A 26,844-nucleotide genomic window follows, 5' to 3' on the forward strand; every position below is an offset into this window, starting at 1 on the left:
AGAAAATTAGATAAATAATCATTTTTATGGAGGGATTCGCTCATGGTTCCACAAAGAGTTAGTTTACTTACGATCGGCGCATATGATTTGCCTGCTCTTAGAAAGTTTTATCAAACGTTGGGATGGGAGGAAACGGAGATAAGCTCGGAACAATTCGCTGTCTTTAAAACGGCGGGCGTCCTGCTTTCGTTATACCCGATTGCCGAGTTAGCAAAGGATACCGGAATTGAATTTACATACTCTCCAAACAGCTTTCATGGTGTGACCTTTTCCATTAACGTTGATCAACAGGAACAAGTTGATACAACGATAGAAAAGATTCGCAGCACAGGGGCAAAGATACTGCGAGAGCCAAGTGATGTCTTCTGGGGCGGACGCATAGCCTATTTTGCCGATCCAGAAAACAATCTCTGGGAAGTAGCTTGGAACCCTACTGCCATTTTTGATGAGCGCGGTGCGATGATAGCCTTTTAAGACAAAGCTTAAATTCTTACACGACTCGACTATTTTCATCTAAAAATAATACTAACCAAACGTTTAATTAGTTCTGGTTCCAGCCCTTTTAAATAAAGGGTTTTTCTATGGAATCAGGTAAGAAGTTTGTCGGTAAATAGGGTAACAATTTCTCCTATTCGTCCTTTTTCTTTTAATTTCCATATCCTTCGACTCACTACAAGTTAATCAAACGTTTAATTAAATTAGCTGGTTACCCTTATGAATTAAGTTTTTACTGCAAAAAGGCCTAAAAATATTGCTGAATTAACACTCTTTAATAAAACTAACCAAACGTTTAATTAGTTAGCTATGAAGCCATATAACTAAAGGGTATCAGCCTTATATTGTGAAAACTCTTTGTCGAACCAGTTATCATTTTTCACACGAAAAAATAAAAAACTTGTCGATACTAAGATTTCCTTAGGGAAATTCTTTTGTTTCGACACCATTCCTTATTATTCCTTACTAACCAAACGTTTGATTAGATAAAGGATAAACCCTTTTAACATATAGGTTTTTTCCCGGGAAATGGCGAAAACAATGTCGAACTTCGCTCGACATAAAAAAGCTGGCAGATTGCACTCTGCCAGCCTTCGTATTAACGCTTTTGTAGTTCTTGCTGCAACAACTTATTAACTATTTGAGGATTGGCCTGACCCTTCGTTGCTTTCATTAACTGCCCTACTAAGAAGCCAACAGCTTTATTTTTGCCATTTTTAAAGTCTTCAATTGATTGTGGATTTGCATCTAGCACCTCTGAAATGACTTTAAGAAGGGTGCCCTCATCGGAAATCTGGACTAGCCCTTTTTCCTTCACAATTTGCTCGGCATCGCCGCCGTTTTCAATTAACTCTTTAAATACGGTTTTAGCAATTTTTGAAGAAATCGTGCCGTTTTCGATCAACTTAATCATGCTAGCTAGACCTTCTGGAGTTAATGCTACTTGATGAAGTTCCTTTTGCTCAGCATTCAAGTAGGCAGAAACATCCCCCATGATCCAGTTTGAGGCAAGCTTTGCATCCGCTCCACCATTCACAGTCGCTTCAAAGAAATCCGCCATTTCTTTCGTAACCGTTAGCACCTTTGCATCATAAACAGGTAGTCCCAGTTCGTCTATATAACGCTTTTGACGTTGATCAGGAAGCTCTGGAATTTCAGCACGGATGCGGGCTTTCCAGTCCTCATCAATGTACAAATCCATTAAGTCCGGCTCAGGGAAGTAACGATAATCATCCGAACCTTCTTTGACCCTCATCAATAGAGTAGCCCCCGTTGCTTCATCAAAACGGCGTGTTTCCTGCTCGATTGTTCCACCCGCAGTAACCACTTCTCGTTGACGCTTCTCTTCAAATTCAAGACCTTTACGGACGAAATTGAAGGAGTTAAGGTTTTTCAGTTCTGTTTTCGTTCCGAATTCTTTTTGCCCTACTGGGCGAATCGAAATATTCGCATCACAACGAAGTGAGCCCTCTTCCATTTTACAATCAGAAACACCTGTATATTGAATAATCGATTTTAATTTTTCAAGATACGCATAAGCCTCATCAGGAGTGCGGATATCTGGTTCAGAAACAATCTCAACAAGCGGAGTGCCCTGACGGTTGTAATCACATAGTGAATACCCTTTGCCATGGTTTAGCTTTCCTGCATCTTCTTCCAAATGGATACGTGTAATGCCAATTCGCTTCGTATAGCCATTTACCTCAATATCTATATAGCCATGTTCCCCGATTGGCTTATCAAATTGGGAAATCTGATAGGCCTTAGGATTATCCGGGTAAAAATAGTTCTTCCGGTCAAACTTGGTATGGGTGGCAACTTCACAATTAATCGCCATCGCTGCTTTTATCCCGAATTCTACTGCTTTTTTATTAAGGACAGGTAATACACCTGGGTAGCCAAGGTCGATGACACTTGTATTTGTATTTGGTTCGGCCCCAAAATGGTTAGGGCTCGCCGAGAAAATCTTAGATTCTGTTTTTAACTCAACATGGACTTCAAGTCCAATCACTGTTTCAAATTCCATTCTCTTCACCCCCTATAATACAGGCTTTTCTTTATGAAAGTCTGTTGCCTGTTCAAATGCATGTGCTACTCGATAGATCGTTGTTTCATCAAAATACTTGCCGATGATTTGTAATCCTAACGGTAACCCGCCATCGAAACCACACGGTACTGAAATTCCTGGTAAGCCCGCAAGGTTCAACGGAATCGTTAATATATCATTGATATACATTGTTAAAGGATCCTCAATATTTTCACCAATTTTAAAAGCAGGTGTTGGTGTAGTAGGACCGATGATTACATCATATTTTGCAAAGATATTTTCAAAGTCTTGCTTTATCAATGTTCGAACTTGCTGCGCTTTTTTGTAATATGCATCATAGTACCCTGAACTTAATGCAAATGTACCAAGCATAATCCGGCGCTTTACTTCATCACCGAAGCCTTCTGCACGGGATTTTTTATATAAATCGATTAATGTTTCAGCATCCTTTGAACGGTAGCCGTAACGGACTCCGTCAAAACGGGCAAGATTTGCTGATGCTTCTGAGGAAGACAGCAAATAGTATGCTGCGAGCGCATACTTCGAGTGCGGCAAGGAAACTTCTTCCCATGTTGCTCCAAGACCCTCTAGTACTTTTAAGGCATTTAAGACGGACTGTTTTACTGATTCGCTGACACCTTCACCAAGATACTCTTTTGGTACAGCAATTTTAAGGCCCTTCACATCACCAGTTAAACCACTCGCAAAGTTTGGCACATCTACATTCGCAGAGGTCGAATCCATAGGGTCGAGGCCGGAAATTGCTTGAAGCAGGTAGGCATTGTCCTCCACGGTTCTAGTAATAGGGCCAATTTGATCAAGGGATGAAGCGAAGGCAACAAGACCGAAGCGGGAAACTCGGCCATAGGTTGGTTTCAATCCTACAACACCACAAAAAGAAGCTGGCTGACGGATGGAACCACCCGTATCGGAACCAAGTGAAAATAGGACCTCTCCTGCTGCTACAGCTGCCGCTGAACCGCCTGAAGAGCCGCCTGGAACTCTCTCAAGATTCCATGGATTACGTGTCGTTTGGTAATGGGAATTTTCGTTGGAAGACCCCATGGCAAACTCATCCATATTTAACTTTCCAATCGTTACTGTTTCTGCTTGCTGCAGTTTTTGAACAACAGTCGCATCATAAATCGGATCAAAATTTTCAAGGATTTTACTCGCACAGGTTGTCCGAAGTCCTTTTGTAACTAAGTTATCTTTTAAGCCAATCGGCATCCCAAATAGCAAACCTTTGGCATTTTCACCATTGACCTTCTCATCTAAAGCTTTAGCAGAAAGACGTGCTCGCTCTTCATCTAACGTTAAAAATGCCTGAACTTTATCTTCAACTTGTCCAATTCTCTTATAGGATTCATCGACAAGGTCGGATACTTTTAATTCCTTTTTTGTAAAAAGTTCATGTAGGTCTGCAACTTTATAATCAAATAAACTCACCTTTTAATCCTCCTTCCCCATAATCGATGGTACTTTAATCTGTCCGTCCTGATGCAGAGGCGCATTTTTTAGTACCTCTTCACGCGATAATCCAGGTTTGGATTTATCTTCACGTAAGACATTTTTCATATCCAGTACATGGTATGTAGGCTCCACATTTTCCGTATCCAATTCATTTAACTGCTCAGCAAAGGTAATAATTGCATCCAGCTGCTTCGTAAACTTTTCTGTTTCTTCTTCGGTTATGGCCAATCTTGCCAGATTGGCTACATGCTTTACCTGATCCTTTGAAATTCGTGACATAGTATAACCCCCTATCCCTTCAATCTTGTCATATCAATACTAATGATGATACCAAACTTTTCCGCTTTACCGCAATGATTCCATCATCAGTATGGTCAAGGGAATTTATTTTTGTTCACAATTCCTGAAATTTCAATCTATTTTTCTCCTAATAATACAAATTTTTCTAATAAGTTTATCACAGACATTATTGGCAACATCCCTTATAATGGTCATGGATGGGAGGGCTCTGCTTGAAAAAACGTAGACGGAAGAAATTCAAAACCTTTTTTGTGCTGTTCATCCTTTTTTGCGCGTTAGCCATGTTCCAAAATTATTTTCAAAAACAAGGCTCCCCTCTTCTTGTCGAAAAGGATCCATTTGCTGATGTAAAAAAATATCAACCTATCATACATGATGAATTAGCGAAATATCATCTCGAAAGTCATACCACAGTAGTTGTCGCCTTAATGCAGCAGGAAAGCCGCGGCAAAGGCGGGGACCCTATGCAGGCGTCAGAATCGGCAGGTTTGGCAAGAAATACAATAACAGATCCACAAAAAAGTATTCAGGTTGGTGTGAAACATTTTCAGCGCGTCCTCAGTTATGGGAATAAGAAAAAAGTAGATTTCCAGACCGTTATTCAATCTTACAACATGGGAATTGGCTATATTAACTTTGTAGCTCAGCATGGCGGGAAACATAGTGAGGCGTTGGCGAAGGAATTTTCTCTCCAGCGGGTAAAAGAAAAGCCAACCATTTATACGTGTGGCGGCAATAAAACTAATTTCCGCTACCCGTACTGCTATGGTGATTTTACCTATAGCACAAAGGTAACGAAAAATATTCAATTGTTAGCAGACAGTGTTCCTGTTTCGGGTGAAGAAAAAACCACGGGTGAATCGTTTTGAGGATTCATCGGTGGTTTTTTCATTAATTGATATTTTCGGTCATGGTCTTCTTTTTAAAACGGCTCACCAGAAGAACAAGTTTAATAGGCAAAAGCCCTAGGATTCCACCCAGCGTATTTAATATTAAATCATCTACATCAAAGCTGCCGAATTCAAAAATCAGCTGCAGCAGTTCAAATGCCAGACTTAAGCCGAAGGTGGCAAGGGTGACGGCGCTAAGTTTTTGAAACTTCCTCGCCAGCAATGGTAAGATAAATCCAAATGGCATAAAACCGATGATATTCCCTGCTAGATTTTCAATCCGAATAATTAAATTGATATCAGCTAAGAACAGGTAAAACTTAATCGTTTTAAAAGGGACAAAATTATTCGACCGCCAATGATATTCATCATACGTAAAGTTGAAATGATTAATAATCTCAGATAACGGGATGTATTTAAACAAAATGAATTTCGAAAGAATGGCTAAATATAAACAAAGAATTAGGAAAAGGGTCATTTTATAAATAATTTTCATTCATCACTGCTCCATTTATTACATATCAAAAATAACCTTACCATATTTTTTACGAGTCGTGGGACTCAAACTGGAATTGGAGGAATTTAGAATGGCTGAACATGTTTTTCGTTTAAAGGCAAACTGGCCGGGTTTACGGAACGATGTTGGAGAGATTAAGGCAGGGAATTTGGTCACGAAGATCTCCATCCCACCAGAAATGGATGGGCCTGGTGTCGGCACCAATCCCGACGAGATGCTGCTGGGGGCTGCTGCGACCTGCTATATTATCACCCTTGCGGCGATGATGGAACGGAGCGGTTTAGAGAAGGAAAGCCTAACAATGGAGTCAGAGGGGATTGTCGATGTTACCAAGGGGGTTTTTACCTATAAAAGGATTATTCATCGACCTTTGATTGTCTTGCAACCAGGTGCATCTGATAAAGAAGTGGAAATGACTAAGAGACTGGCCAAAAAGGCGGAGACATCATGTATGATTAGCCGTGCGATTCAGGGGAATGTGGGGATTGAGCTGCATGCTACAGTGGAAGTGGCAGTTGAGTAAAAATCTGAGGAGTATTAAAGACAGTTTGACGATATTGGTCCTCATGAATATCTCAAGAGGACCATGTTTTTATCGGTTAAATATTTTTGAAAAAAAGCCCTTACTCTTTTTACCTTCCTGCTTGACCGCTTTTGGTTCCTTGTTTGTGATATATATATCTTCCTTATCAATCGCGTGGTCCATGGCTAATACTAAGCCGATTTCCGAGTCGTGGTCTTTATTGGTCACAAGAGTGTGTTCAATTTTATATTTTGTGGCTAGCTTTACATATTTCGAAAGGGTTTCATAACTCATATTCCCATTTAAGAAAAGGTGGGACTTCGGCTTTTCTTTCATCTGCTTCTCAACTTGAGGATATACGTTTGCTTCTCCCACTTGGCTTTTTGTCAGAGCTACGACAATCCGCTCTCGGAGCGTACCTAAGAATTTCCGCCGCTCATCTGGTTTTGTTTCTAGCGGTCCATAGATTCCCTGCTGTAAAACCTCGTCAACGGTTGTCTTTTTCAAATAAATCAACTCCATATAAAGGCTATTATTATCTATGATGATAACCTAAAAAACGTTACATACCAAAAATGGGGGTTCAAGCTGGGCGAATTAGTCTATTCGAGAGTAAATTTGGCTTATCCGGCAGTAAACCCATCCAAGTAAACCCCCATTAAAAAATCCTTCCCCCCAAAACGGAGAGAAGGATCGTCTCTTAGTTTTTCCCTGTAAACTGTTCGGCTTCAGTTGAGCCTTTTAATGCGGTTGTTGATGAAGTCCCACCTGTAATAATCATGGAAACTTGGTCAAAGTAACCTGTACCTACCTCACGTTGGTGACGTGTGGCCGTGTAGCCATATTTTTCGCTGTCAAATTCAGCTTGCTGCAATTCGGAGTATGCTGCCATGCCGCGTTCTTTATAGCCGCGGGCCAACTCAAACATGCCGTGGTTTAGAGCATGGAAGCCAGCGAGAGTAACGAACTGGAACTTGTAGCCCATTTTCCCAAGTTCTACTTGGAATTTCGCAATCGTTTCTTGATCGAGTTTCTTTTTCCAGTTGAAGGATGGTGAACAGTTATATGCCAGAAGCTTACCTGGGAACTGCTCATGAATGGCTTCTGCAAATTGTCTTGCTTCCTCAAGATTCGGCTCTGATGTTTCGCACCAAACAAGATCTGCATATGGCGCATAAGCCAGCCCGCGGGAGATTGCTTGGTCAATCCCCGCTTTCACACGGAAGAAACCTTCGCCTGTACGTTCACCCGTAATAAACGGTGCATCATTTATATCAATATCACTGGTGATTAAGTCAGCTGCGTTAGCGTCTGTCCGGGCTACTAGTACAGTTGGGACCCCCATAACATCCGCAGCTAGACGAGCAGCAATCAGGTTGCGAACCGCTGTTTGTGTTGGCAGCAATACCTTCCCTCCTAAGTGACCACATTTTTTCTCGGAAGAAAGCTGGTCTTCAAAGTGGACGCCGGATGCACCTGCTTCAATCATGCCTTTCATTAACTCGAAACAGTTTAATTGACCGCCAAAGCCGGCTTCAGCATCAGCGACAATTGGGGCAAACCAATCGACAGAGTGATCGCCTTCCGCATGGTGGATTTGATCTGCACGCTGCAAGGCCTGGTTAATCTTTTTGACCACATTTGGTACACTGTTCGCTGGGTATAAGCTTTGGTCAGGGTACATATGTCCGGACAGATTGGCGTCAGCTGCTACCTGCCAGCCGCTTAAGTAGATGGCTTTTAGCCCTGCTTTTACTTGCTGGACTGCCTGATTACCGGTTAACGCACCTAGGGCATTTACATAGTCTTCTTCATTTAATAGTTTCCAAAGTTTTTCGGACCCTTTTCGAGCCAATGTGTGCTCAATATCAATCGACCCGCGAAGTTTGATAACATCCTCGGCAGTGTATGGTCTCGTAATCCCTCTCCAACGGCTATCCATTTCCCAGCTTTCTTGTAATTGCGTGACTCTTGAATTTGTCATTTTCTATTCCTCCTATTAATCTATTAAGTATTTTTTGTTAAAAACTAGATCAGCTCATACCCCGGCAGAGTTAAAAAATCCGCAAACTCCTCATTCAGAATCAACCGGTCAAACAATTCAACAGCTTCGTCGAATCGGCCGCCCTCAAAGGCCGGTTCACCCATTTCCTGTTTAATTTTTTGCAATTCCTCCAGCTTATATTGCTCATACATTTCCACTGTGACTTTCCTTCCGTCGTTCAGAATCCCTTTGGGGTGGCGAATCCACTGCCACAGCTGGGCCCGTGAAATCTCAGCAGTTGCTGCATCCTCCATCAAGTTGTGAATCGGGGCTGCGCCATTGCCTCTTAGCCACGAAGCTACATATTGAATCCCGACATTGATGTTCAAACGAACGCCTTCTTCCGTAATCGTCCCACCTGGTGACTCAAGCAAATCTTGAGCGGTCACAGTAATCTTCAGTTGTTTGCTCGTATGGATTTGGTTGGCAACCGGCATTTCACGGTTGAATACCTCCAGAGCAACCGGGACCAGACCTGGATGTGCTACCCATGTTCCATCATGACCGTCACGGGCTTCACGCTCTTTATCAGCGCGCACTTTAGCAAAGGCTTCTTCATTCTCAGCCGGGTTATTGCGAATTGGAATTTGGGCAGCCATTCCGCCAATCGCTGGTGCCTTGCGGCGATGACAGGTTTGAATCGTTAGTAACGAATAAGAACGCATAAACGGAACAGTCATCGTTACCTGTGAGCGATCGGGTAGTATAACATCCTTTTGTTGACGCAGCTTTTTCAAGTAACTGAAGATATAATCCCATCTTCCGCAATTCAATCCTGCGGAGTGGTCTTTTAGCTCAAATAAAATCTCGTTCATTTCAAAGGCGCCCATGATGGTTTCAAGTAAAACGGTCGCTTTAATAGTTCCATTCGGAATCCCCAGTTTCTCTTGCGCAAATACAAATACATCGTTCCACAGCCTTGCTTCCAAGTGACTTTCTAGCTTTGGCAGGTAAAAATAGGGACCTGTTCCCCTCGCAAGCAGTTGGTTTACGTTATGGAAAAAGTACATTCCAAAATCAAAGAAACTTCCTGAAATAGGTTTGCTATCTAGCAAAATATGCTTTTCTTCTAAATGCAGGCCGCGTGGTCTCACAAACAGCACCGCTGTCTCGTCCTTTAGTTCATACTTCTTGCCATTGGCATTTTCAAAAGATATCGTCCGATTTACTGCATCTCTTAAGTTGATTTGTCCTTCGACTATGTTTTCCCAGGTTGGTGAAGTGGCGTCCTCGCAATCGGCCATAAATACTTTTGCGCCAGAGTTCAAAGCGTTGATCACCATTTTCCGTTCGGTCGGTCCGGTAATTTCGACCCGGCGATCTTGGAGATCATCAGGCAAAGGAGCAATCGTCCAGTCCCCGTTCCGTATATGCTTTGTCTCCGGGAGGAAATTAGGCAATGTTCCATTATTTATTTCCGCTTGGCGTTTTGACCTGTACTGTAACAGTTCTACTCTTCGCCCGCCAAACTTTCGCTCTAGCTCTTCAATAAAATTTAATGCCTCATCTGTTAAGATCTCTTCATACTGGGCTTTCATTGCCCCCACCACTTCAATTCCTGTTGTTTGCGTCGACATGAACTACATCACCTCTTTGTTATAATACAGAAACAATCTACGTTTTGTATTATATAACACACTTTTTAAAAATGGAACTACTTTTCTGAAAATTTTTATAAAAATAGGTAAAAACTACCTGACCTTGGATTAATGTCCACAAAAAAAGAATGTCCGCAGACATCCTTTTAGTTGCTATTATGCGCTTCTTTACAAAGGGTTTCATATAATTGGGTAAAGTCCTCTTCCCGATGGTCACTGGCTAAGAACTCCGGGCTCACAATAGATTTTAATAGTTTTTTCTTCAAGGTTGGATTTGCCACTTCCCTCAGGATCCATTTTCGTTTCGAAGCAAGAAAGTCAAGATAGCCCTCATAAGAATCATCGAACTGCTGCTCTAGCTGCTCGCGAATTTGGCTCGCCAGGGTTGGACTCGCTCCGCCTGTTGAGATAGCAATGCTTAAAGACCCGCGTTGAACGTGTGCTGGGACATGAAAATTAGAGCCATCTGGATCATCGGCAATTGTTACTAGTTGGTGGGCACCTGCTGATTCTTGAATCAACTGATTGATTTCACGACTATTTGTCGCCGCAAAAATCAGGAAGGCATCGGCAATGTCGCTGCCCGAGAAAGACTTTTGTTTCCAAATGATTCTTCCCTCACAACTAAGCCTTCTGATTTCATCTGTTGCCTCCGGGCTCACAACGACGACATTCGCACCAGTTCCTAACAGTCCTTCTACCTTCCGTTCGGCTACTTTTCCGCCTCCTGCCACAACCACGCTTTTTCCTTCTAACCTTAGAATCACTGGATAGCCTGATTTCACCATTTACACTTCCTCAACAGGTCTTGCCGCTAAAAATTCAACCAAAGCTTCCCTCGTTGGATTTGCAGGGAAGCCATGTGAAGGAAGGCCCGCACTGACAACGGCATCTTCCGTTTGTTTACCCATGCTGACCACCTGCAGCCCTTCCAACAATTCAACGGCATTCAAATCACACTCACTTAATGCGTTCACAAAGCATTCCACCGAGGCACTGCTTGGGAATATCATCGTGTTCAAGTTTGCTTCATCTAACATTCTTTTAAAAAGAGGCAGGAACTGATGGTCTAGTTCTTTCTTGCTGGTCGCCATGAACTCAGCCCCATCCATCTCTTTTTTCAAAATGCTATCATCTCCGACAATAAGCGTAGATCCGGAGTAGTGCATTTCATCTTCATATGCCGCGATAAAGCCACGCTTCTTAAGTGCGTTTATTGATTTACGTGAGGCTCCAAAGAAGTCAGCACGAATCGTTCGAATATCAACTTCATGCTCGACCACCGCTGTAAAAAATTCATCTACACTTTCTGGTGAGGTAAAGAGAATTTTTTCATAAGAAGCCACCTTGGTTAAATCAATCGGCAGCATGGTTTTTTTCCATTTTGGAAACTCTATTACATCAGCTCCGCCATCGATTAATGCCTTTGCTAATTCACTAGAGCCTTCACTCGTACGGGCCAACAGAATTTGCCGACCATACAAAGGCAACTTTTCAAACCAACTGATTTTTTCACGGAGGGATATCACCTTACCCACAAGAATAATCGACGGATTGCTAAACTTAGCCTCCACGACCTTTTTAGAAATATCGGCCAGCGTCCCTTGTAATGTTTTTTGGCGGCCAAACGTACCCCATTGAATCAAAATGACTGGAGTTGAGGCCGGCTTCCCATATGTGATTAGATTTTCGCAAATAAACGGTAAATTACTGACCCCCATATAAAATGCGATGGTATCTACACCACGGGACAGTCCTTCCCAGTCGAGAACTGGTTTGCCCTCTTTCGATTTATCATGGGCGGTGACGACTGCAAATGATTCAGCATACTCGCGGTGGGTAACAGGAATGCCTGCATAAAGAGGAGCCGCGATCCCCGATGAAATACCTGGAACGATTTCAAAAGGAATTTGATGTTTGGCCAGGGCTTCTGCTTCTTCACCAACTCTGCCAAACACGCCAGGGTCTCCTCCTTTTAAGCGGACTACCCGCTTACCTTCCAGCGCCTTCTCTACCAATAGTTCATTGATATTTCCTTGGCGAATAATATGGCGATTGGGTAATTTACCGCAGTAAATCAGTTCGCAATCCGCAGGAGCAAACTCCAATAGTTTGGGGTTGGCAAGCCGGTCATATAAAATGACTTCGGCTTGTTTAATGGCTTCCAAACCTTTTACAGTAATTAATCGAACGTCCCCTGGTCCTGCTCCCACTAAAAATACTTTTCCTGACTTCATCCAGCAGCAATCCTTCCCATTCCTTCTATCTGACAATAAACACGATTTCGTCCTCTAATTCTACCTTAAATGTCCGTACTTGACCTTCATCCGGTGCCTGTACTTTACCATCTTTTAAAGAAATTTTCCAATCATACACAGGGCAATATACATATTCACCGCTAACTAGGCCTTCTGAAAGAACACCGCCTTTTGGATGTGGACTGCGATTTTCGATCGCATAAACTTCTCCGCTCGTAACTTTAAAAAGTGCGATATCAGTGTCATCGATTTTAAGAGAATAGCCTGACCGAACTTTTATATTTGAATAGTTTGCTACTGGAATCCGAGTTATTGTTTGAAGCATTTGGAATCACTCCCCTACCTTGATTGTATGATTTGCATAATATTTATCTTTGATTTCTTCACTTTGAATCGCTTCATTCCAAGGATCAATATACTTTTTCAATGTTTTATCCATGCGCTCGTTTAATGCCTTTCGCGTTTCCTCGTTAGCAAGCACTTCTCTCACATGGTCCAAGCCGACGCGTTCTACCCATTTAGACGTACGCTCCAAATAATTAGCTGTTTCACGGTAATATTGCAGGTAGGCACCGGTCATCTCCATCACTTCGTCCTGTGTTTTCACTGTACATAAAAGGTCACCAGCACGGAGGTCAACCCCGCCGTTACCAGCCACATAGATTTCCCAGCCGCCATCAATGCCGACAAAGCCAATGTCTTTAATGCCTGCTTCAGAGCAGTTTCGTGGACAGGCAGATACGCCCATTTTGACTTTATGCGGGGTATCGAGGCGTTCAAATTTCTTTTCTAATTCAATTCCAAGGGCCATGGAATCTTGTGTGCCATAGCGGCAGAATTGTGCACCGACACAAGTTTTCACCGTACGAAGTGTTTTCCCATAGGCATAACCAGATGGCATATCTAACTCTTCCCACATGGCAGGAAGGTCTTCTTTTTTCACCCCGAACAAGCCAATTCGCTGCCCGCCCGTTAATTTCACGAGCGGTACCTCATACTTTTCGGCAATCTCAGCGATTTTTTTCAAATCTGCTGCTGTGGTTACCCCGCCATACATCCTTGGAACAACAGAGTAAGTTCCATCTTTTTGGATATTGGCATGCATTTTTTCATTGACGAGACGAGAGTCACGGTCATCTTTGTATTCATCAATGTGAATCATACCAAGGTAGTAGTTAATGGCTGGTCGGCATTTGGTACAACCTTCCTCATTGTTCCATTCCAGTACGTTCATGACCTCTCTCACACTTGTTAAGCCTTTTTCTTTGATTTCGGCCACTACTTCATCACGGCTTAAAGTTGTACATCCGCATAGGCTTGTCTTTTGTGCAGCTGCTTCATCAAATTGGTCACCAAGGGTGTGAGCGAGAATACTGCTAACCATTGGTTTACAACGGCCGCAAGAGCGTCCGGCATTCGTACAATGACTCACTTGGTCTAAAGTGGTTAAACCCTGTGTTTTAATCGCTTCAACGATGGCGCCTTTTGTGACTCCATTACAGCCGCAGACTAATTCATCATTCGGCATAGAAGCCACATCGTCACTGCCGCCTTCAGCACTGCATTCTGTATGGAAAATTGACACTCCGTTGATGTCTTCCTTTTTAGTCAACATCCGGTATAATCTAGTACTATCTTTTGTGTCACCGTAGAGGACAATCCCTACGATAAGATTATTTCTAGTTAACACTCGTTTATAGAGACCTTCGTATTCATTGTAGATCATGATCGATTTAGTCGTGCCATCTTCAAAGATTTCACCTGCAGAGAAAAGATCAACGCCCGCAACCTTTAACTGGGTACCTGTAACAGAGCCTTCATATGGGTTCGTTTCGATACCGCAAATGCGGCTCGCAAGGATTTTTCCTTGTTCATATAAAGGAGCAACCAAACCATAAATAATTTCCCGATGCTCTGCACATTCCCCGACTGCATACACATGCGGGACACTCGTTTCCATGAAGTCATTGACAACAATGCCGCGATTCACATAAATTCCGCTGTTTTTAGCTACTTCTGTATTCGACTTAATTCCAATTGCCATGACAACCAGGTCGGCTTCCACTTGTGAGCCATCTTTAAAGCGGAGTCCGGTAACGCGTTCGTCACCGAGAATTTCCACCGTTTCTTTTTCCATTAAAAAATTCATGCCTTGTCCTTCGAGTTCCGCCTTAAGGAATGAGGAAGCAACTGGGTCCAACTGGCGCTCCATCAGATGCGGCATGAGATGAACGACGTCAACGGTCATCCCCAAGTTCAGCAAGCCTCTGGCAGCTTCTAGTCCAAGGAGTCCACCGCCGATGACGACAGCCTTTTTATATTGCTGTGCTGATTTGATCATCATTTCACAATCATGGATATCACGAAACCCTGTCACACCTTGTTTATCTGCGCCTGGGATTGGCAAAATGAAAGAATTCGAACCCGTAGCAATGATCAAATCATCATACTCGACTTCTCGGCCAAGATTACTAACCACTCGTTTAGTTTCCACATCAATTTTTACAATGGATTCACCAGTAAATAATTGAATATTATTTTCTTTATACCAATCTAGTGGATTAATAATGATATCATCAAAGTTTGTATCTCCTTGAAGGATATTTGATAGTTTGATCCGATTGTAGTTTGGATACGGCTCTTGGCCAAAAATAGTGATCTCCAATGGTTCAACTGATACTTTTAGAATCTCCTCAATTGTTCTAACCCCTGCCATCCCGTTTCCGATCATCACTAGTTTTTTCATTATTGGATCGCTCCTTATATGTTAAAATCAATATTTTTTAAGATTATTAAGGTTTTCTTTATAGTTAAATTGTAAATGCTAGCGCCGAAAAAAATTGTGAAGTTCATCACATTCTAATTATTTTTGTGAATGTTTTCACATATTTGTCATAGTTATAGCGAACAAAAAATAGCACACAAAAGTATGCTATTTTTTCCTAAACTATCTTTTTTTCTGTTTTTTGTAATAGAAATGGTTGGACCCATAAATTAATAGCTGGGACAAGCACCCCAATGACTGCGACCGGTACAAGTTCCCATATTTCCAATGGCGGTGTGATGAGGATACCTGAAGTATGGATCAGATACAAAGCGAGAAAGTAAGCAAGGCTGCCGACAAGACCTGCCACTCGAGTGTCTTTTCTTATTAATAAATAGCCTAACGGAATGAATAATAGCGTAATGGGAACATAGGAGGTTGGATAGCCAACAGCGGCAAAAACTGCTTTTCCGATAAATCGTAATAAGAGATAAAGTGCCGTTGCCATGACGGGGATCGTATAATCCCGGCAAAAGCGAATGATTAGAATTGTTAGGGCAGCGACCATAAGGATGGAATATATCGGATATACCCATTCTGGAATGCCGCCAAAGATCTGTGAGGCGGGGTCTGAGATTAATTCAAGGATTTCTTTTGAAGCAATCGACTTTCCATGAATGTATTGATCATATGAGATCGCACCATTTTCCTGCTGCATATTTGGAAACATCAAGCATTCAAGGAGAAACATCGCAAACCACGTATGAAGAGACTTCCATGACGGTTGAATTTCTCTCGTATGGATAAAGTACCCGCGCCATACGCCAATAATCATCATAGTGGTTCCGATATAATATATAAAATGGGTCGGACTCCAGGTTGTTAAATCAATACCATAGGCAATATGGTACGTAAAATCTAAGGGAATCCCAATGAGAAATAAGACATATCCAATGGTAATAAGATTTCTTGAAAACCGGTCCATATAATGGGGACGCCGCCACTCTTGTAATAACAAAAAGGCCCCTAAGATAAATCCGAGCGTATTGACAATATGGGGAATTGAATATTCCTCAAATAAATATTTAAAATGATAAGAAGCATCCCATGCAGACCCAATGAATTTTAATAGGAAGGCAAGTACCCACAAACGGTAATATTTCAACGATAACATCTCCCCTCTTTACTTCATCCAAGCAGGTCGAATATATCCCCAAAGATGGCAATGAGAATATAATTGATGGCTAAAGCAATCGCAAACGTTATTCCCGCGGTTCGAACAGGCTTCTGTCGAAATAATTTATAAATAAATACTATCCCTGCTGTGACAACAAAAATATTACAGAGTAAAAAGGTCCATAGTAAACTTTCACTGTGTTCAACCGTTGTGACGTGTAGTAGATATAATGGAATCAATTCTATAATCCCCCATATTTTACTTCCTTCTGCCTATTCCTATATTATCATTATTTCTATGCAATGGAACTTATTAATTACATAAAATTCTTGCATTGGTTGAATTAGGTAATGTATTTTATAGAAAGTAAGTTTGTCTATGACTGGAGGAATTCCCACTGAAAAAGTCCATTGTCATTGTGCCCCTTTTGTGCATGGCGCTTTTATCTGCTTGTAATCCGATTAGAGTCCCTAAGTCGGGAATGGACCATGGGATGAGTACTACTCCTACGGATGTCATCCCTACAAAGTCCGAATGGAAGATCGCGGATCATCCAAAAGCAAACAAGGAAATACCCATTTCACTGTTCATTAAGGATGATTCAAATAAACCGATTCAATCGTTTGATACGGTTCACGAGAAAAAAATGCATCTATTTGTTTTTAGTAAGGATTTAGCTTATTTTTCTCACATCCATCCAAATTATAAGGGAAATGGCGAATTTGCTTTTACCACAAAGTTTCCTGCCGGCGGAGATTATATGCTTCTCTCAGAATTTACTCCTAAGGGTGGAGGGGACCCTAGTATAGAAAGCCACTGGGTTCAGATTGAAGGAAAGACGGTAAAAGAAAAGCCTCTTGTCCCAGATCGGAAACTGACCAAAGTCGTGGATGGAAAAAAAGTAACACTCACCTTTGACGAGTTGATGGCAGGAATGACCGTTCACATGAATTTTACGATAAGTGATGCTGCCAGCAACCAACCGATTAAAGATCTACAGCCCTATTTAGGGGCGATGGGACACGCGGTCGCTATCAGCGCTGATGTGGAGAAGTATTTGCACATCCATCCGATGACAACAGAAGAAAATGGTCCCAAGGTAACCTTTATGACCGTGTTCCCTGAAAAAGGGATCTATAAGGTGTGGGGCCAATTTCAGCATGATGGCAAAGTATTTACCGTTCCATTTGTGATAGATGTAGCAAAATAATAAAAAATCCCTTCTCCGTATTATAAGAGTCAATTTGGAAATGATTTTTGAAATTTATTACCGTGATGACCAAACCCCTCCGGAAGATTTAAAGAAAATGGTCTTCATTATGACGATGATGACCAAATCTCTCCGGAAAAACAAAGAAAGTGGTCTTCATTATGGCGATGATGACCAATTCCCTCCGGAAAACCAAAGATAGTGGTCTTCATTATGACGATGATGACCAAACCTCTCCGGAAAAACAAAGATAGTGGTCTTCATTATGGCGATGATGACCAATTCCCTCCGGAAAAGCAAAGATAGTGGTCTTCATTATGACAATGATGACCATATCCCTTCAGGAAACCAAAGAAAGTGGTCTTCATTATGGCGATGATGACCAAATCCTTTTGTTTGGTACACTTATTAAAAACCTCCTGAAAATCGAAACCCCTTCTCGTCTTCGAGAAGGGGCTTTACTTTTATTATTAATACATTTCAGAAGTTGTTTTTGCCTGCATATGAAGCAATAAGTAGTCAGGACCGCCTGCTTTGGAGTCAGTACCAGACATATTAAAGCCGCCAAATGGCTGATAGCCAACAATCGCTCCAGTACAAGAACGGTTGAAGTATAGGTTACCCACATGGAAGTCTTCACGAGCTTGCTCTAGGTGTTCACGATTCGTTGTGATTACCGCACCAGTTAAGCCATACTCTGTGTTGTTGGCAATTTCAATAGCATGAGTGAAATCTTTCGCTTTTGTAAATCCAACTACTGGACCAAAGATTTCTTCCTGCATAATACGTGCATCTGGAGCAAGGTCCGCAATAACAGTTGGTTTGATGAAGTAACCTTTTGAATTGTCGCCTTCGCCGCCAGACATTAACTTCCCTTCTTGCTTGCCGATTTCAACGTATTCCATGATTTTCTTGAACGCATTATTGTCGTTCACCGGACCCATGTATGTTCCTTGCTCTGTAGGATCACCAACCGTTAATTGGTTCGTTAATTCAACCACACGGTTCAAGACGGTATCATAAACATCCTCAACGATAACTGCACGTGAACATGCTGAACATTTTTGACCTGAGAATCCAAATGCACCCGCAACAATTGATTGTGCTGCAAGCTCAAGGTCTGCTTCACTATCAACGACGATTGTATCTTTACCGCCCATTTCAGCGATTAAACGCTTCATCCATACTTGACCTGGGTTCACTTTTGAAGAACGTTCGAAAATGCGAAGTCCAACATCACGTGAACCAGTAAAGCTGATAAAGCGGGTATCTTTATGGTCAACTAAATAATCGCCCACTTCGGCACCACTGCCTGGTACAAAGTTTAAGACGCCTTTAGGAAGACCTGCCTCTTCCATAACTTCTACAAACTTCGCTGCAACAACCGGTGTAGTAGAAGCTGGTTTTAATAGAACGGTGTTCCCAGACACAATCGCTGCAACTGTCGTACCAGCCATAATCGCCAATGGGAAGTTCCAAGGTGAAATGATAATTCCAACACCTAGTGGAATATAATTGTAACGGTTAAATTCGTTTGGACGGCTATTAACTGGCACACCATCTTTAATGGCCAGCATTTGGCGTCCATAATATTCAAGGAAGTCAATCGCTTCTGCTGTATCTGCATCTGCTTCTCTCCATGGCTTACCAGCTTCTTTTGTTAAAAGAGCAGAAAACTCATGCTTGCGGCGGCGAATGATCGTCGCTGCTTTAAAAAGTACATCTGCACGAACTTCCGCTTTTGTTTTTTTCCAAGTTTTAAACGCTTCAACGGCTGCTTGCATAGCTTTTTCAGCAAGTTCTTGGCTTGCTTTCGACACGCGGCCAATGACTTCTTCCGTATTGGAAGGGTTATAGGAAACGATTTTATCTTCAGTTTTGATTCTTTCTCCGCCAATAACTAGGTCGTAATCCTGACCTAAATAACTTTCAACTGTTTCTAATCCTTTTAGATAGGCCTGACGGTTTTCCTCAATTGTAAAATCTGTAAAGGGTTCGTGTTTGTAAGGTTGGACCATTTCTTAAACCTCCTATGTATTAAAAACGTTTACAATCCACTTTTCATTCTAACATGTTTCATTTCTTTGTAGCAATTGATAGTCAATTCTAAAAAATAGAAGGGTTTCCATTCTATAAAAGGTAGTGGAATTCTCTCTTTTAGTGAATTTTTCTCAAATTTTGTTATTTTTCTATGTACATCCCCTTCTAATTACTCTGAAATCGTAGAGAAATATATTCTATCGGCGAATTATTAGGTTCAATCGGCGAATTTCTGTATTCAATCAGCGAATATTCTGGTTCAATCAGCGAATCGAAATAAAGGCCTAAATTCAAACATAAATGGGGTTGCAACTAAAAAAAAAGATGTAATAAATCCAACAACTAATACTTAGTCCATACCTCTATTAAGAATTAATCAAACGATTGATTAGTTTATTTAACTTTTTTTAATTACCCTGATTTATCATAGTCTCAACACGATTTAACCAATCGTTTGATTAGTTTCCCATTTTTCTAAATAAAAGCAGATGTACCATGGCCTCATGTACATTTAATCAATCGTTTGATTAGTTTTCCTAATTTCCTAAAAAAAGCAGATGTACCATGGCCTCATGTACATTTAATCAATCGTTTGATTAGTTTTTTGACCCATGCTTGGATAAAAAAAAAGACCCAGCATAATGCCGGATCTTATTGATAAATATGGACAAATGGTTCGGTTTCATTCGCCTTGCGGACAATCAAGGCTTCAGGTCCATCTACAGAAGTAACACTTACCGAAACGGATAAATACTTAGGAAAATGTTCCATGACAAGTCCGGTTACATATTGCGCAAACCCAATCCCTTCCGTTTTTCCATAGAATTGAATGGGGATATTAATATTCAAATCCTGCAGTTGACCTCCGATATAAAAGGCTCTGCCGATTACACCATTATAATTAGGAAAGTACTCTTCTACATCCTGCTTAAAGTTTAAAAATGCGGTCAAATCATCACGGTGTGCATCCTTTGCAGCAGTGGATGGGAAAAGAAAGTACTTTTCATCTACCTTTTCCCAGCTGTTTAAGGCTGCACTGCCTTCGTCGACAGTGGCATAAGTAATAAAGTTACCAGGAACAACGGATGATTTACTTGCCTGTTCAAACAAGGCAATCGTAATCGGAACATTCTTTAAGCTTTTTATGTTCCTCATGCGTTTCACTACTTCTGCTGCAATTTTCTTTCCTTCCCTGACCAATTCTGAATGAGGGATTTTTTGTTCAAAGGTATCTCCGTCTGCTGTTTTCTTATAATAATAAACAGAATTTAAAGCAAGGCCAATCGTCACACCACCAAGCGTTACATTCCCTTTATCATTTTTTATTAAATAGTCGTGCTCTAAGATATGGGCTAAATAAATCGGTGAACTCGGTTCACCCTTTTTACCAGTATCCAAAGGATTTAAGCCGATGTTGTCAGCCTCTTTTAGTTCTTTATCATTTAATTGCTTTTTGGTAAATTTCCGGTTTAGCCAAAGTCTGATGGTCTTTTCCTTGATTTCCTGTCCTTCACGAAACAAATATTTTTCGGTATCAAACGAATTTTGGGCAATTCGCATTAACCCCATTTCAAACTCGTTTAAGTCATATCTTGTATTAATATTATTAACAACCAATCCGCGTGCTTCCCCTGGTTCAAATGGCAATATCGTCCGATAATAGCTGTCCGAAATATTATACTTTGGAATAATTGCCTTCCCTTCTACTTTCTCCTTTGTTTGCACCGTTTCATTTTGCTTCTCAAAATTTGGTGCACAGGCACTCAGCAAAAAGACAAGGGAGAGAGCGAGCAATGAGAGTTTTCTCACGTCGATACACCTCTTATTTATTTAATTCAGCTAGGAGTTTCTCCTCGTCCCACACTTCAATTCCTAGTTCTTGTGCTTTAGTTAATTTTGACCCCGCATCCTCACCAGCAATGACAAGATGTGTCTTTTTGCTGACACTGCCCGCCACATTTCCGCCAAGCGCTTCGATTTTATCCTTGGCTTCATTTCTGGATAATTGTTCAAGCTTTCCAGTGAGAACCACTGTTTTACCTGCAAAAATAGAGTCGGACTCATCAGCAGCTACGGGTCGTGCACCCTTATATTCCATATTGACTCCGGCAGCGGCTAATTCGTTGATTAACTCGACTGCTTCTTCTTTTTCAAAATAGGCGACAATCGAATCCGCCATTTTATCACCGATTTCATTAATGGCCAGTAAATCATCTTTAGAAGCCTGTGCGAGTTTGTCCATTGTACCAAATTGTTGCGCGAGCGTCTTGGCAGCCTTGGCCCCTACATGACGAATTCCTAAACCAAATAAAAGCTTTTCTAATGAATTTTCTTTTGAGTTTTCGATGGCTTTGATTAGATTAGTTGCTGATTTCTCACCCATTCTTTCTAAGGCTAACAGCTGTTCACGGGTCAGCTTGTAAATGTCAGCGACATCTTCAATTAACTTTTCTAAAAAGAGCTGGCTAATTACTTTTTCCCCTAGGCCTTCAATGTTCATTGCCACTCTGGAAACAAAATGAATTAAACCTTCTCGAAGTTGTGCCGGGCATTTAGGATTGATACAACGCAAGGCTACTTCGCCTTCCAAACGAACAAGTTCGCTCTCACATTCAGGGCAATGCGTAGGCATATGGAATTCCACTTCTTCTCCTGTACGCTGATCAGCCAAGACATTAACTACCTCAGGAATGATATCGCCCGCTTTTTTAACAACGACTTTGTCGCCTAGTTTAATATCTTTTTCACGGATTAAATCTTCGTTATGCAGGGAGGCACGTTGGACGGTTGTCCCTGCCACTTTAACTGGCTCAAGAATTGCCGTTGGGGTAATCACACCGGTTCTGCCTACACTTAATTCGATATCTAAAAGGGTCGTCACTACTTCTTCTGCAGGGAATTTAAAAGCAATCGCCCAACGCGGACTTTTTGCTGTTGTCCCAAGTGCTGCCTGGTGGGCGTAAGAATTTACTTTAATAACGATCCCATCAATTTCATAGGCAAGATGTGGGCGCTTCTCCACCCAGCTGTTGACATAATCAATGACTTCATCAATGGAAGAGCATTTTCTTCGCTCCTGATTGGTTTTAAAACCGAGACGATCCAGGTAATCTAGACCTTCACTATGCGAATCGATCCCGCTGTTTTCACTAATATTACCGATACCATATAAAAAGACATCTAGCCTTCTAGATGCAGCTATTTTTGGATCTAGTTGTCTCAGCGACCCTGCTGCTGCATTTCTTGGGTTCGCAAATAGCTCCTCGCCACGTTCTGCTCGTGCTTGATTCAAAGCTTCAAACGAACGTTTTGGCATATAGGCTTCCCCGCGGACCTCCATCGACACAATTTCACGCAGACGGAGAGGAACGGATTTAATCGTTTTTATATTAGCGGTAATATCTTCACCAATGGTCCCATCTCCACGGGTTGCTCCTTGGATAAAAAGTCCATCTTCGTATCTTAATGAAACAGCAAGTCCATCTATTTTCAACTCACAAACATAGGAAAAATCATCACCGACCGCTTGACGGATACGGCGGTCAAAATCCTTTAAGTCTTGTTCGTTAAAGGCATTGCCAAGACTAAGCATCGGTGTACGATGCTCCACCTTTTCAAACACATCAAGAACCGTACCGCCAACCCTTACGGATGGGGAATCTGCCGTTTTTAATTGTGGAAACTGTTCCTCAAGCTCCAATAACTCTTGCATTAATTGGTCATATTCAGCATCTGGTACGGAAGGTTTGTCTAACACATAATATTCATAGCCATAGTGGTTTAGCTGGCTGCTTATTTCTTCAATTCTCTTTTCTGCAGTTTGAAGGTCCATATATCCAGTCCTTTCTGAAAGGATTTTCATGAGCAGCTCCTGAGCGGCTCATGAAGCTTTTCTCTCTAGGTATTTATGCTTTCGTAATCGGAGCAAATTTGGCTAACAGACGTTTGATTCCAACCGGGCTCGGGAAAGCAATATCGAGTTCCGTTCCTTCCCCTTGTCCTTTTACGCTGACAACAGTTCCGGTGCCCCATTTTCCGTGCTGGGCTTTATCGCCAACCTTCCAGCCGACTTCCTCTCCAGCAGATGAAGCGGAAACGGGCCGCATAACTGGTTTTCTTGCCGAAGCAGGTGTACTAAATGATGTTTTTGGCATTCCGAATGAGGCGCTCCGCGCAGAACCAAATGTTTTACCAGTTGAGCCAAATGGCGAACTCAGCTTTTTCTCTGCCGGTTCAACTCCCTCGATCAGGTCCGCAGGGATTTCCTTAATAAAGCGGGAAGGCGGGTTCATATTGGTTCTTCCAAATAATGTCCGCATTTGGGCATTGGTCAGGAACAGTGTTTGCTCCGCTCTAGTGATTCCTACATAGGCAAGACGGCGTTCCTCTTCCATTTCTACTTCTTCCATCAATGAACGGCTATGCGGGAAGACGCCCTCTTCCATTCCAATTAAGAAAACAACTGGGAATTCCAAACCTTTTGCCGAGTGAAGGGTCATCAGCGTAATCGAATCAACTTTCTCCTGAGTATCTTCATCGAGTGCATCAATATCAGCAACTAGTGCCAAATCAGTTAAAAAGGCTACTAGACTCTTATCTTCACTTGCATCTTCAAAACTTTTCGTCACCGATAATAATTCCTCAAGGTTTTCGAGGCGGCTTTGCGCTTCCAGCGATTTCTCCGCCTTCAGCATTTCACGGTACCCCGTTTTATCTAGCACTTCTTCAACCAGTTCTGTGACAGAAAGATACTCTTGCATATTCGTATAATTACCAATTAAATCGCGAAATTCCCGTGCTGCCTTCGTAATTTTCGGACTTAGTCCTAATAATTCAACAGACTCAAGCGCTTGGTAGATCGATAAGTCATGCATATCAGCAAAATTGGCGATTTTATCGAGTGAGCTTGATCCAATTCCGCGTTTTGGCACATTGATAATCCGGCGTAAGCTGATATCATCATCAGGATTCGAGATTAACCGTAAATAAGCAAGCATGTCCTTAATTTCTTTTCTGTCATAGAACTTTGTCCCGCCGACGATGGAGTATTCGATATTTGATTTAAGAAGTACTTCCTCCATCACACGGGACTGAGCGTTCGTGCGATAAAGAATGGCAATGTCGGTCAATTTGCGCTCATTATTCCGAGTTAATTCTTTGATTTTCCCAGCAACGAATTGCGCTTCGCTCTGCTCGCTGTCGGCTCGGTAATAAACCAGCTTATTCCCTTCTGGGTTTTCAGTCCAAAGATTCTTCGCTTTTCGGTTCAGGTTGTTTTCGATCACTTTGTTGGCAGCTAAAAGAATCCTTTTTGTAGAGCGGTAGTTTTGCTCTAGTAAAATAACTGTTGCATTTGGATAGTCTTTTTCGAACGAAAGGATATTAGCAATGTCCGCTCCGCGCCATCTGTAAATGGATTGGTCTGAATCCCCGACTACGCATAAATTTCTAAAACGACTTGCCAATTGTTTTACGAGTAGATATTGGGCTTTGTTCGTATCTTGATACTCATCGACATGAATATATTGAAATTTCCGCTGATAATATTCGAGAACATCCGGAACGCGTTTGAATAATTGAATTGTCATCATAATGAGGTCATCAAAGTCTAGTGCCTGATTTTTTCGTAATCGCTTCTGGTATTCCTCATACACATTAGCGACGACATCTTCAAAATAGCCTCCGCCTGCTTTCTTATATTCCTCTGGATCAATCAATTCATTTTTTGCGGAACTAATCGACCCTAAGATGGCACGTGGATCAAATTTCTTCGGATCAATATTTTTTTCCTTTAGGATTGTCTTCACTACGGATTGCTGATCAGTTGAATCAAGAATTGTAAAATTACGATTAAAACCGATTCGGTCAATATCCCTGCGTAAAATCCTTACACACATCGAGTGAAAGGTGGAAATCCAAATCTCTTCGGCTGCTCCGCCCATCATTTTCCCAATCCGTTCTCTCATTTCTCGAGCGGCTTTATTTGTAAATGTAATCGCCAAAATATTATAAGGATTCACCCGCTTTTCAACAATTAAATAGCCAATACGATGGGTAAGCACTCTTGTCTTACCACTTCCGGCTCCGGCCATTAGTAACAGCGGCCCATCGGTTGTTTTAACAGCACTTTGCTGTTCTGGATTGAGTCCATTTAATAGCTTATCACTTAAATATTGCATATAATCCACCACCATAACAAACATATGTTCTTATTTTTATCTTAACGTTTTTCCTCGACATAAGCAATGATCTACCGATTAATCTTCACAGTTTCTAATGCTAGATCAAATTTTTCATAAATCGCATTTCCGACGACTATGACATCTGCATGTTTGGCCATCTCTTTAGCTTGTTCGATGGTTGAAATTCCGCCGCCATAGAAAAGGATCGTCTTCTCAAGCGATTTTTTCACGTCAGCAATCAGGTTTAGATCCCCATATTTACCGCTATATTCTATATAAAAAATCGGAAGGTGAAACATTTTTTCAGCCATAACCGCGTAGGCAGTTACTTCTTCATTTGTTAATTCGGTATTTGCATTTGTCAATTTTGCAGCTTTGCATTCTTCGTTCAATATGCAATAGCCCTCCATGACAATTTCTTCCCAATCCATGATTTCACCAAATTCCTTAACGGCTTGGTGGTGAAGTCCAGTAATCCATTTGGGATCACTGCTATTTAGGATGGTTGGAATAAAGTAAAGGTCGAACCCTGGTGTAACTGTCTCAATCGTTGACACTTCAAGGACACATGGCACCGAATATCGACGAATTCTAGCCATTAAATCGAGGACATTTTCTAGTGTAATCCCATCTGTACCACCTACGATTATTGCATCCGTTCCAGACTCACAGATGATTTCTAATTGATCATCCGATAGTTCTTTATTTGGGTCGAGTTTGAACACATGCCGCCACTCGCGAAAATCATACATCAAAAATATCCTCCCACATCATCAATTCCATTACACCATTATAGCACTAGCTGAATCGATAAAAAAACAATACAGTAAATCTAAATTTAACCAAATTAAAAAGCGGAAGCGCCTTGTTCAGGGGCACGAGTCTAGACGAGCCGGCGTGAAGGTTGCTTTTTTACCTTAAGGACGGATTGGCTTATGAGCCCCTAGGCGCTGGAGCTGGATTCAAAAAAAAGAAAAACCGAAGAGCATTCTCTCCGGCTTGTTTATTCTTGTTCAGTTAAAGTGTTATTGTTCTTTACTCGTTCAAGCACCATTTCATACGTATCATTCCCATAGTTCAAACAACGTTTTACCCGTGATATGGTAGCTGTGCTCGCTCCGGTTTCTGTTTCAATTTTGTGATAGGTATTCCCTTCGCGAAGCATTCTTGCCACATCCAGACGCTGTGCTAAAGATTGTATTTCATTAATCGTGCATAAATCATCAAAAAAGCGATAGCATTCTTCAAGATCTTTTAATGAAAGAACGGCCTGAAATAATTGGTCAAGTTCTTTTCCACGTAATTTATTAATTTGCATTTTATTAC

24 protein-coding genes are annotated in these 26,844 nt (G+C 41.6%); 5 read left to right on the forward strand and 19 right to left on the reverse strand.

The window, feature by feature from the left end; genetic code table 11:
- Positions 1-42 precede the first annotated feature (42 nt).
- Positions 43-474, forward strand: coding sequence for a VOC family protein (locus FS608_RS25035; protein WP_144555285.1), 432 nt, complete (start codon positions 43-45; stop codon positions 472-474).
- 619 nt (positions 475-1,093) lie between these two features.
- Here FS608_RS25035 and gatB read toward each other — a convergent pair.
- From gatB to gatC, 3 genes are read right to left on the reverse strand one after another with little or no spacing between them, the layout of a single operon-like run.
- Complete coding sequence (gene gatB, locus FS608_RS25040; protein WP_144555286.1) at positions 1,094-2,521, reverse strand: Asp-tRNA(Asn)/Glu-tRNA(Gln) amidotransferase subunit GatB; 1,428 nt, start codon at positions 2,519-2,521, stop codon at positions 1,094-1,096.
- Positions 2,522-2,533: 12 nt separating this feature from the next.
- On the reverse strand, positions 2,534-3,991 hold the full coding sequence (gene gatA, locus FS608_RS25045) for an Asp-tRNA(Asn)/Glu-tRNA(Gln) amidotransferase subunit GatA (RefSeq protein ID WP_144555287.1): 1,458 nt from the start codon (positions 3,989-3,991) through the stop codon (positions 2,534-2,536).
- Between the two features lie 3 nt (positions 3,992-3,994).
- The gene (gene gatC / locus FS608_RS25050; RefSeq protein ID WP_144555288.1) at positions 3,995-4,294 is read right to left on the reverse strand and encodes an Asp-tRNA(Asn)/Glu-tRNA(Gln) amidotransferase subunit GatC; all 300 of its coding nucleotides are present in this window, start codon (positions 4,292-4,294) and stop codon (positions 3,995-3,997) included.
- Positions 4,295-4,527: 233 nt separating this feature from the next.
- Here gatC and FS608_RS25055 point away from each other — a divergent pair, with 233 nt between their 5' ends.
- A complete protein-coding gene (locus FS608_RS25055; protein WP_260871815.1) occupies positions 4,528-5,184 on the forward strand; it encodes a lysozyme family protein in 657 nt (218 codons plus the stop codon).
- 22 nt (positions 5,185-5,206) lie between these two features.
- Here FS608_RS25055 and FS608_RS25060 read toward each other — a convergent pair whose 3' ends face one another.
- A complete protein-coding gene (locus FS608_RS25060) occupies positions 5,207-5,701 on the reverse strand; it encodes a VanZ family protein (protein ID WP_144555290.1) in 495 nt (164 codons plus the stop codon).
- A 91-nt stretch (positions 5,702-5,792) separates the two neighbouring features.
- On the opposite strand from FS608_RS25060, the gene FS608_RS25065 reads away from it, so the two are divergent.
- A complete protein-coding gene (locus tag FS608_RS25065; protein ID WP_144555291.1) occupies positions 5,793-6,245 on the forward strand; it encodes an OsmC family protein in 453 nt (150 codons plus the stop codon).
- Positions 6,246-6,314: 69 nt separating this feature from the next.
- On the opposite strand, the gene FS608_RS25070 is transcribed toward FS608_RS25065, so the two are convergent.
- The 9 genes from FS608_RS25070 to FS608_RS25110 all read right to left on the reverse strand — a co-directional run bounded on the left by FS608_RS25070 (position 6,315) and on the right by FS608_RS25110 (position 16,325).
- Complete coding sequence (locus FS608_RS25070; RefSeq protein ID WP_260871816.1) at positions 6,315-6,752, reverse strand: YueI family protein; 438 nt, start codon at positions 6,750-6,752, stop codon at positions 6,315-6,317.
- A 193-nt stretch (positions 6,753-6,945) separates the two neighbouring features.
- Positions 6,946-8,229: an isocitrate lyase gene (gene aceA / locus FS608_RS25075; RefSeq protein WP_144555293.1), complete on the reverse strand. Its 1,284-nt coding sequence runs from the start codon at positions 8,227-8,229 to the stop codon at positions 6,946-6,948.
- A 44-nt stretch (positions 8,230-8,273) separates the two neighbouring features.
- Positions 8,274-9,866, reverse strand: a complete 1,593-nt coding sequence (aceB, locus tag FS608_RS25080; protein WP_144555294.1) for a malate synthase A — start codon at positions 9,864-9,866, stop codon at positions 8,274-8,276.
- 167 nt (positions 9,867-10,033) lie between these two features.
- Positions 10,034-10,672, reverse strand: a complete 639-nt coding sequence (locus tag FS608_RS25085) for a precorrin-2 dehydrogenase/sirohydrochlorin ferrochelatase family protein (RefSeq protein WP_144555295.1) — start codon at positions 10,670-10,672, stop codon at positions 10,034-10,036.
- Positions 10,673-10,675: 3 nt separating this feature from the next.
- Positions 10,676-12,124: a uroporphyrinogen-III C-methyltransferase gene (cobA, locus tag FS608_RS25090; protein ID WP_144555296.1), complete on the reverse strand. Its 1,449-nt coding sequence runs from the start codon at positions 12,122-12,124 to the stop codon at positions 10,676-10,678.
- A 25-nt stretch (positions 12,125-12,149) separates the two neighbouring features.
- Positions 12,150-12,470, reverse strand: coding sequence for a nitrite reductase small subunit NirD (nirD, locus tag FS608_RS25095; RefSeq protein WP_144555297.1), 321 nt, complete (start codon positions 12,468-12,470; stop codon positions 12,150-12,152).
- Positions 12,471-12,476: 6 nt separating this feature from the next.
- Positions 12,477-14,891, reverse strand: a complete 2,415-nt coding sequence (nirB, locus tag FS608_RS25100; RefSeq protein WP_144555298.1) for a nitrite reductase large subunit NirB — start codon at positions 14,889-14,891, stop codon at positions 12,477-12,479.
- A gap of 196 nt (positions 14,892-15,087) precedes the next feature.
- On the reverse strand, positions 15,088-16,074 hold the full coding sequence (locus tag FS608_RS25105) for a hypothetical protein (protein ID WP_144555299.1): 987 nt from the start codon (positions 16,072-16,074) through the stop codon (positions 15,088-15,090).
- A gap of 23 nt (positions 16,075-16,097) precedes the next feature.
- The gene (locus FS608_RS25110; RefSeq protein ID WP_026564705.1) at positions 16,098-16,325 is read right to left on the reverse strand and encodes a hypothetical protein; all 228 of its coding nucleotides are present in this window, start codon (positions 16,323-16,325) and stop codon (positions 16,098-16,100) included.
- Positions 16,326-16,519: 194 nt separating this feature from the next.
- On the opposite strand from FS608_RS25110, the gene FS608_RS25115 reads away from it, so the two are divergent.
- Together FS608_RS25115 and FS608_RS30565 are read left to right on the forward strand one after the other, a co-directional pair.
- Positions 16,520-17,296: a hypothetical protein gene (locus tag FS608_RS25115; RefSeq protein ID WP_144555300.1), complete on the forward strand. Its 777-nt coding sequence runs from the start codon at positions 16,520-16,522 to the stop codon at positions 17,294-17,296.
- Positions 17,297-17,336: 40 nt separating this feature from the next.
- Positions 17,337-17,498 carry a hypothetical protein gene (locus tag FS608_RS30565; RefSeq protein ID WP_186328891.1) on the forward strand — a complete coding sequence of 54 codons (162 nt, stop codon included), beginning with the start codon at positions 17,337-17,339 and terminating at the stop codon, positions 17,496-17,498.
- Positions 17,499-17,766: 268 nt separating this feature from the next.
- Here FS608_RS30565 and pruA read toward each other — a convergent pair whose 3' ends face one another.
- From pruA to FS608_RS25145, 6 genes are all read right to left on the reverse strand, one after another.
- Positions 17,767-19,314: an L-glutamate gamma-semialdehyde dehydrogenase gene (pruA, locus tag FS608_RS25120; protein WP_144555301.1), complete on the reverse strand. Its 1,548-nt coding sequence runs from the start codon at positions 19,312-19,314 to the stop codon at positions 17,767-17,769.
- Between the two features lie 673 nt (positions 19,315-19,987).
- Positions 19,988-21,145 (reverse strand): CamS family sex pheromone protein, encoded by a 1,158-nt coding sequence (locus FS608_RS25125; protein ID WP_144555302.1) that lies wholly within the window; start codon positions 21,143-21,145, stop codon positions 19,988-19,990.
- Between the two features lie 13 nt (positions 21,146-21,158).
- Positions 21,159-23,168, reverse strand: coding sequence for an NAD-dependent DNA ligase LigA (gene ligA, locus FS608_RS25130; RefSeq protein WP_144555325.1), 2,010 nt, complete (start codon positions 23,166-23,168; stop codon positions 21,159-21,161).
- Between the two features lie 73 nt (positions 23,169-23,241).
- Positions 23,242-25,515, reverse strand: coding sequence for a DNA helicase PcrA (gene pcrA / locus FS608_RS25135; protein ID WP_144555303.1), 2,274 nt, complete (start codon positions 25,513-25,515; stop codon positions 23,242-23,244).
- A 71-nt stretch (positions 25,516-25,586) separates the two neighbouring features.
- The gene (gene pcrB / locus FS608_RS25140) at positions 25,587-26,270 is read right to left on the reverse strand and encodes a heptaprenylglyceryl phosphate synthase (protein ID WP_144555304.1); all 684 of its coding nucleotides are present in this window, start codon (positions 26,268-26,270) and stop codon (positions 25,587-25,589) included.
- A gap of 251 nt (positions 26,271-26,521) precedes the next feature.
- On the reverse strand, positions 26,522-26,836 hold the full coding sequence (locus tag FS608_RS25145) for a YerC/YecD family TrpR-related protein (protein ID WP_144555305.1): 315 nt from the start codon (positions 26,834-26,836) through the stop codon (positions 26,522-26,524).
- Positions 26,837-26,844: the final 8 nt, after the last annotated feature.

The organism is Bacillus sp. X1(2014) (assembly GCF_007678255.1).

Excerpts from the sequence above, each read along its gene's own strand:
- FS608_RS25035 (WP_144555285.1), top strand. The coding sequence starts at position 43 with ATGGTTCCACAAAGAGTTAGTTTACTTACGATCGGCGCATATGATTTG.
- gatB (WP_144555286.1), bottom strand. The coding sequence starts at position 2,521 with ATGGAATTTGAAACAGTGATTGGACTTGAAGTCCATGTTGAGTTAAAA.
- gatC (WP_144555288.1), bottom strand. The coding sequence starts at position 4,294 with ATGTCACGAATTTCAAAGGATCAGGTAAAGCATGTAGCCAATCTGGCA.
- FS608_RS25060 (WP_144555290.1), bottom strand. The coding sequence starts at position 5,701 with ATGAAAATTATTTATAAAATGACCCTTTTCCTAATTCTTTGTTTATAT.
- FS608_RS25065 (WP_144555291.1), top strand. The coding sequence starts at position 5,793 with ATGGCTGAACATGTTTTTCGTTTAAAGGCAAACTGGCCGGGTTTACGG.
- aceA (WP_144555293.1), bottom strand. The coding sequence starts at position 8,229 with ATGACAAATTCAAGAGTCACGCAATTACAAGAAAGCTGGGAAATGGAT.
- aceB (WP_144555294.1), bottom strand. The coding sequence starts at position 9,866 with ATGTCGACGCAAACAACAGGAATTGAAGTGGTGGGGGCAATGAAAGCC.
- cobA (WP_144555296.1), bottom strand. The coding sequence starts at position 12,124 with ATGAAGTCAGGAAAAGTATTTTTAGTGGGAGCAGGACCAGGGGACGTT.
- nirD (WP_144555297.1), bottom strand. The coding sequence starts at position 12,470 with ATGCTTCAAACAATAACTCGGATTCCAGTAGCAAACTATTCAAATATA.
- nirB (WP_144555298.1), bottom strand. The coding sequence starts at position 14,891 with ATGAAAAAACTAGTGATGATCGGAAACGGGATGGCAGGGGTTAGAACA.
- FS608_RS25115 (WP_144555300.1), top strand. The coding sequence starts at position 16,520 with ATGGCGCTTTTATCTGCTTGTAATCCGATTAGAGTCCCTAAGTCGGGA.
- FS608_RS30565 (WP_186328891.1), top strand. The coding sequence starts at position 17,337 with ATGATTTTTGAAATTTATTACCGTGATGACCAAACCCCTCCGGAAGAT.
- pruA (WP_144555301.1), bottom strand. The coding sequence starts at position 19,314 with ATGGTCCAACCTTACAAACACGAACCCTTTACAGATTTTACAATTGAG.
- ligA (WP_144555325.1), bottom strand. The coding sequence starts at position 23,168 with ATGGACCTTCAAACTGCAGAAAAGAGAATTGAAGAAATAAGCAGCCAG.
- pcrA (WP_144555303.1), bottom strand. The coding sequence starts at position 25,515 with ATGCAATATTTAAGTGATAAGCTATTAAATGGACTCAATCCAGAACAG.
- pcrB (WP_144555304.1), bottom strand. The coding sequence starts at position 26,270 with ATGTATGATTTTCGCGAGTGGCGGCATGTGTTCAAACTCGACCCAAAT.
- FS608_RS25145 (WP_144555305.1), bottom strand. The coding sequence starts at position 26,836 with ATGCAAATTAATAAATTACGTGGAAAAGAACTTGACCAATTATTTCAG.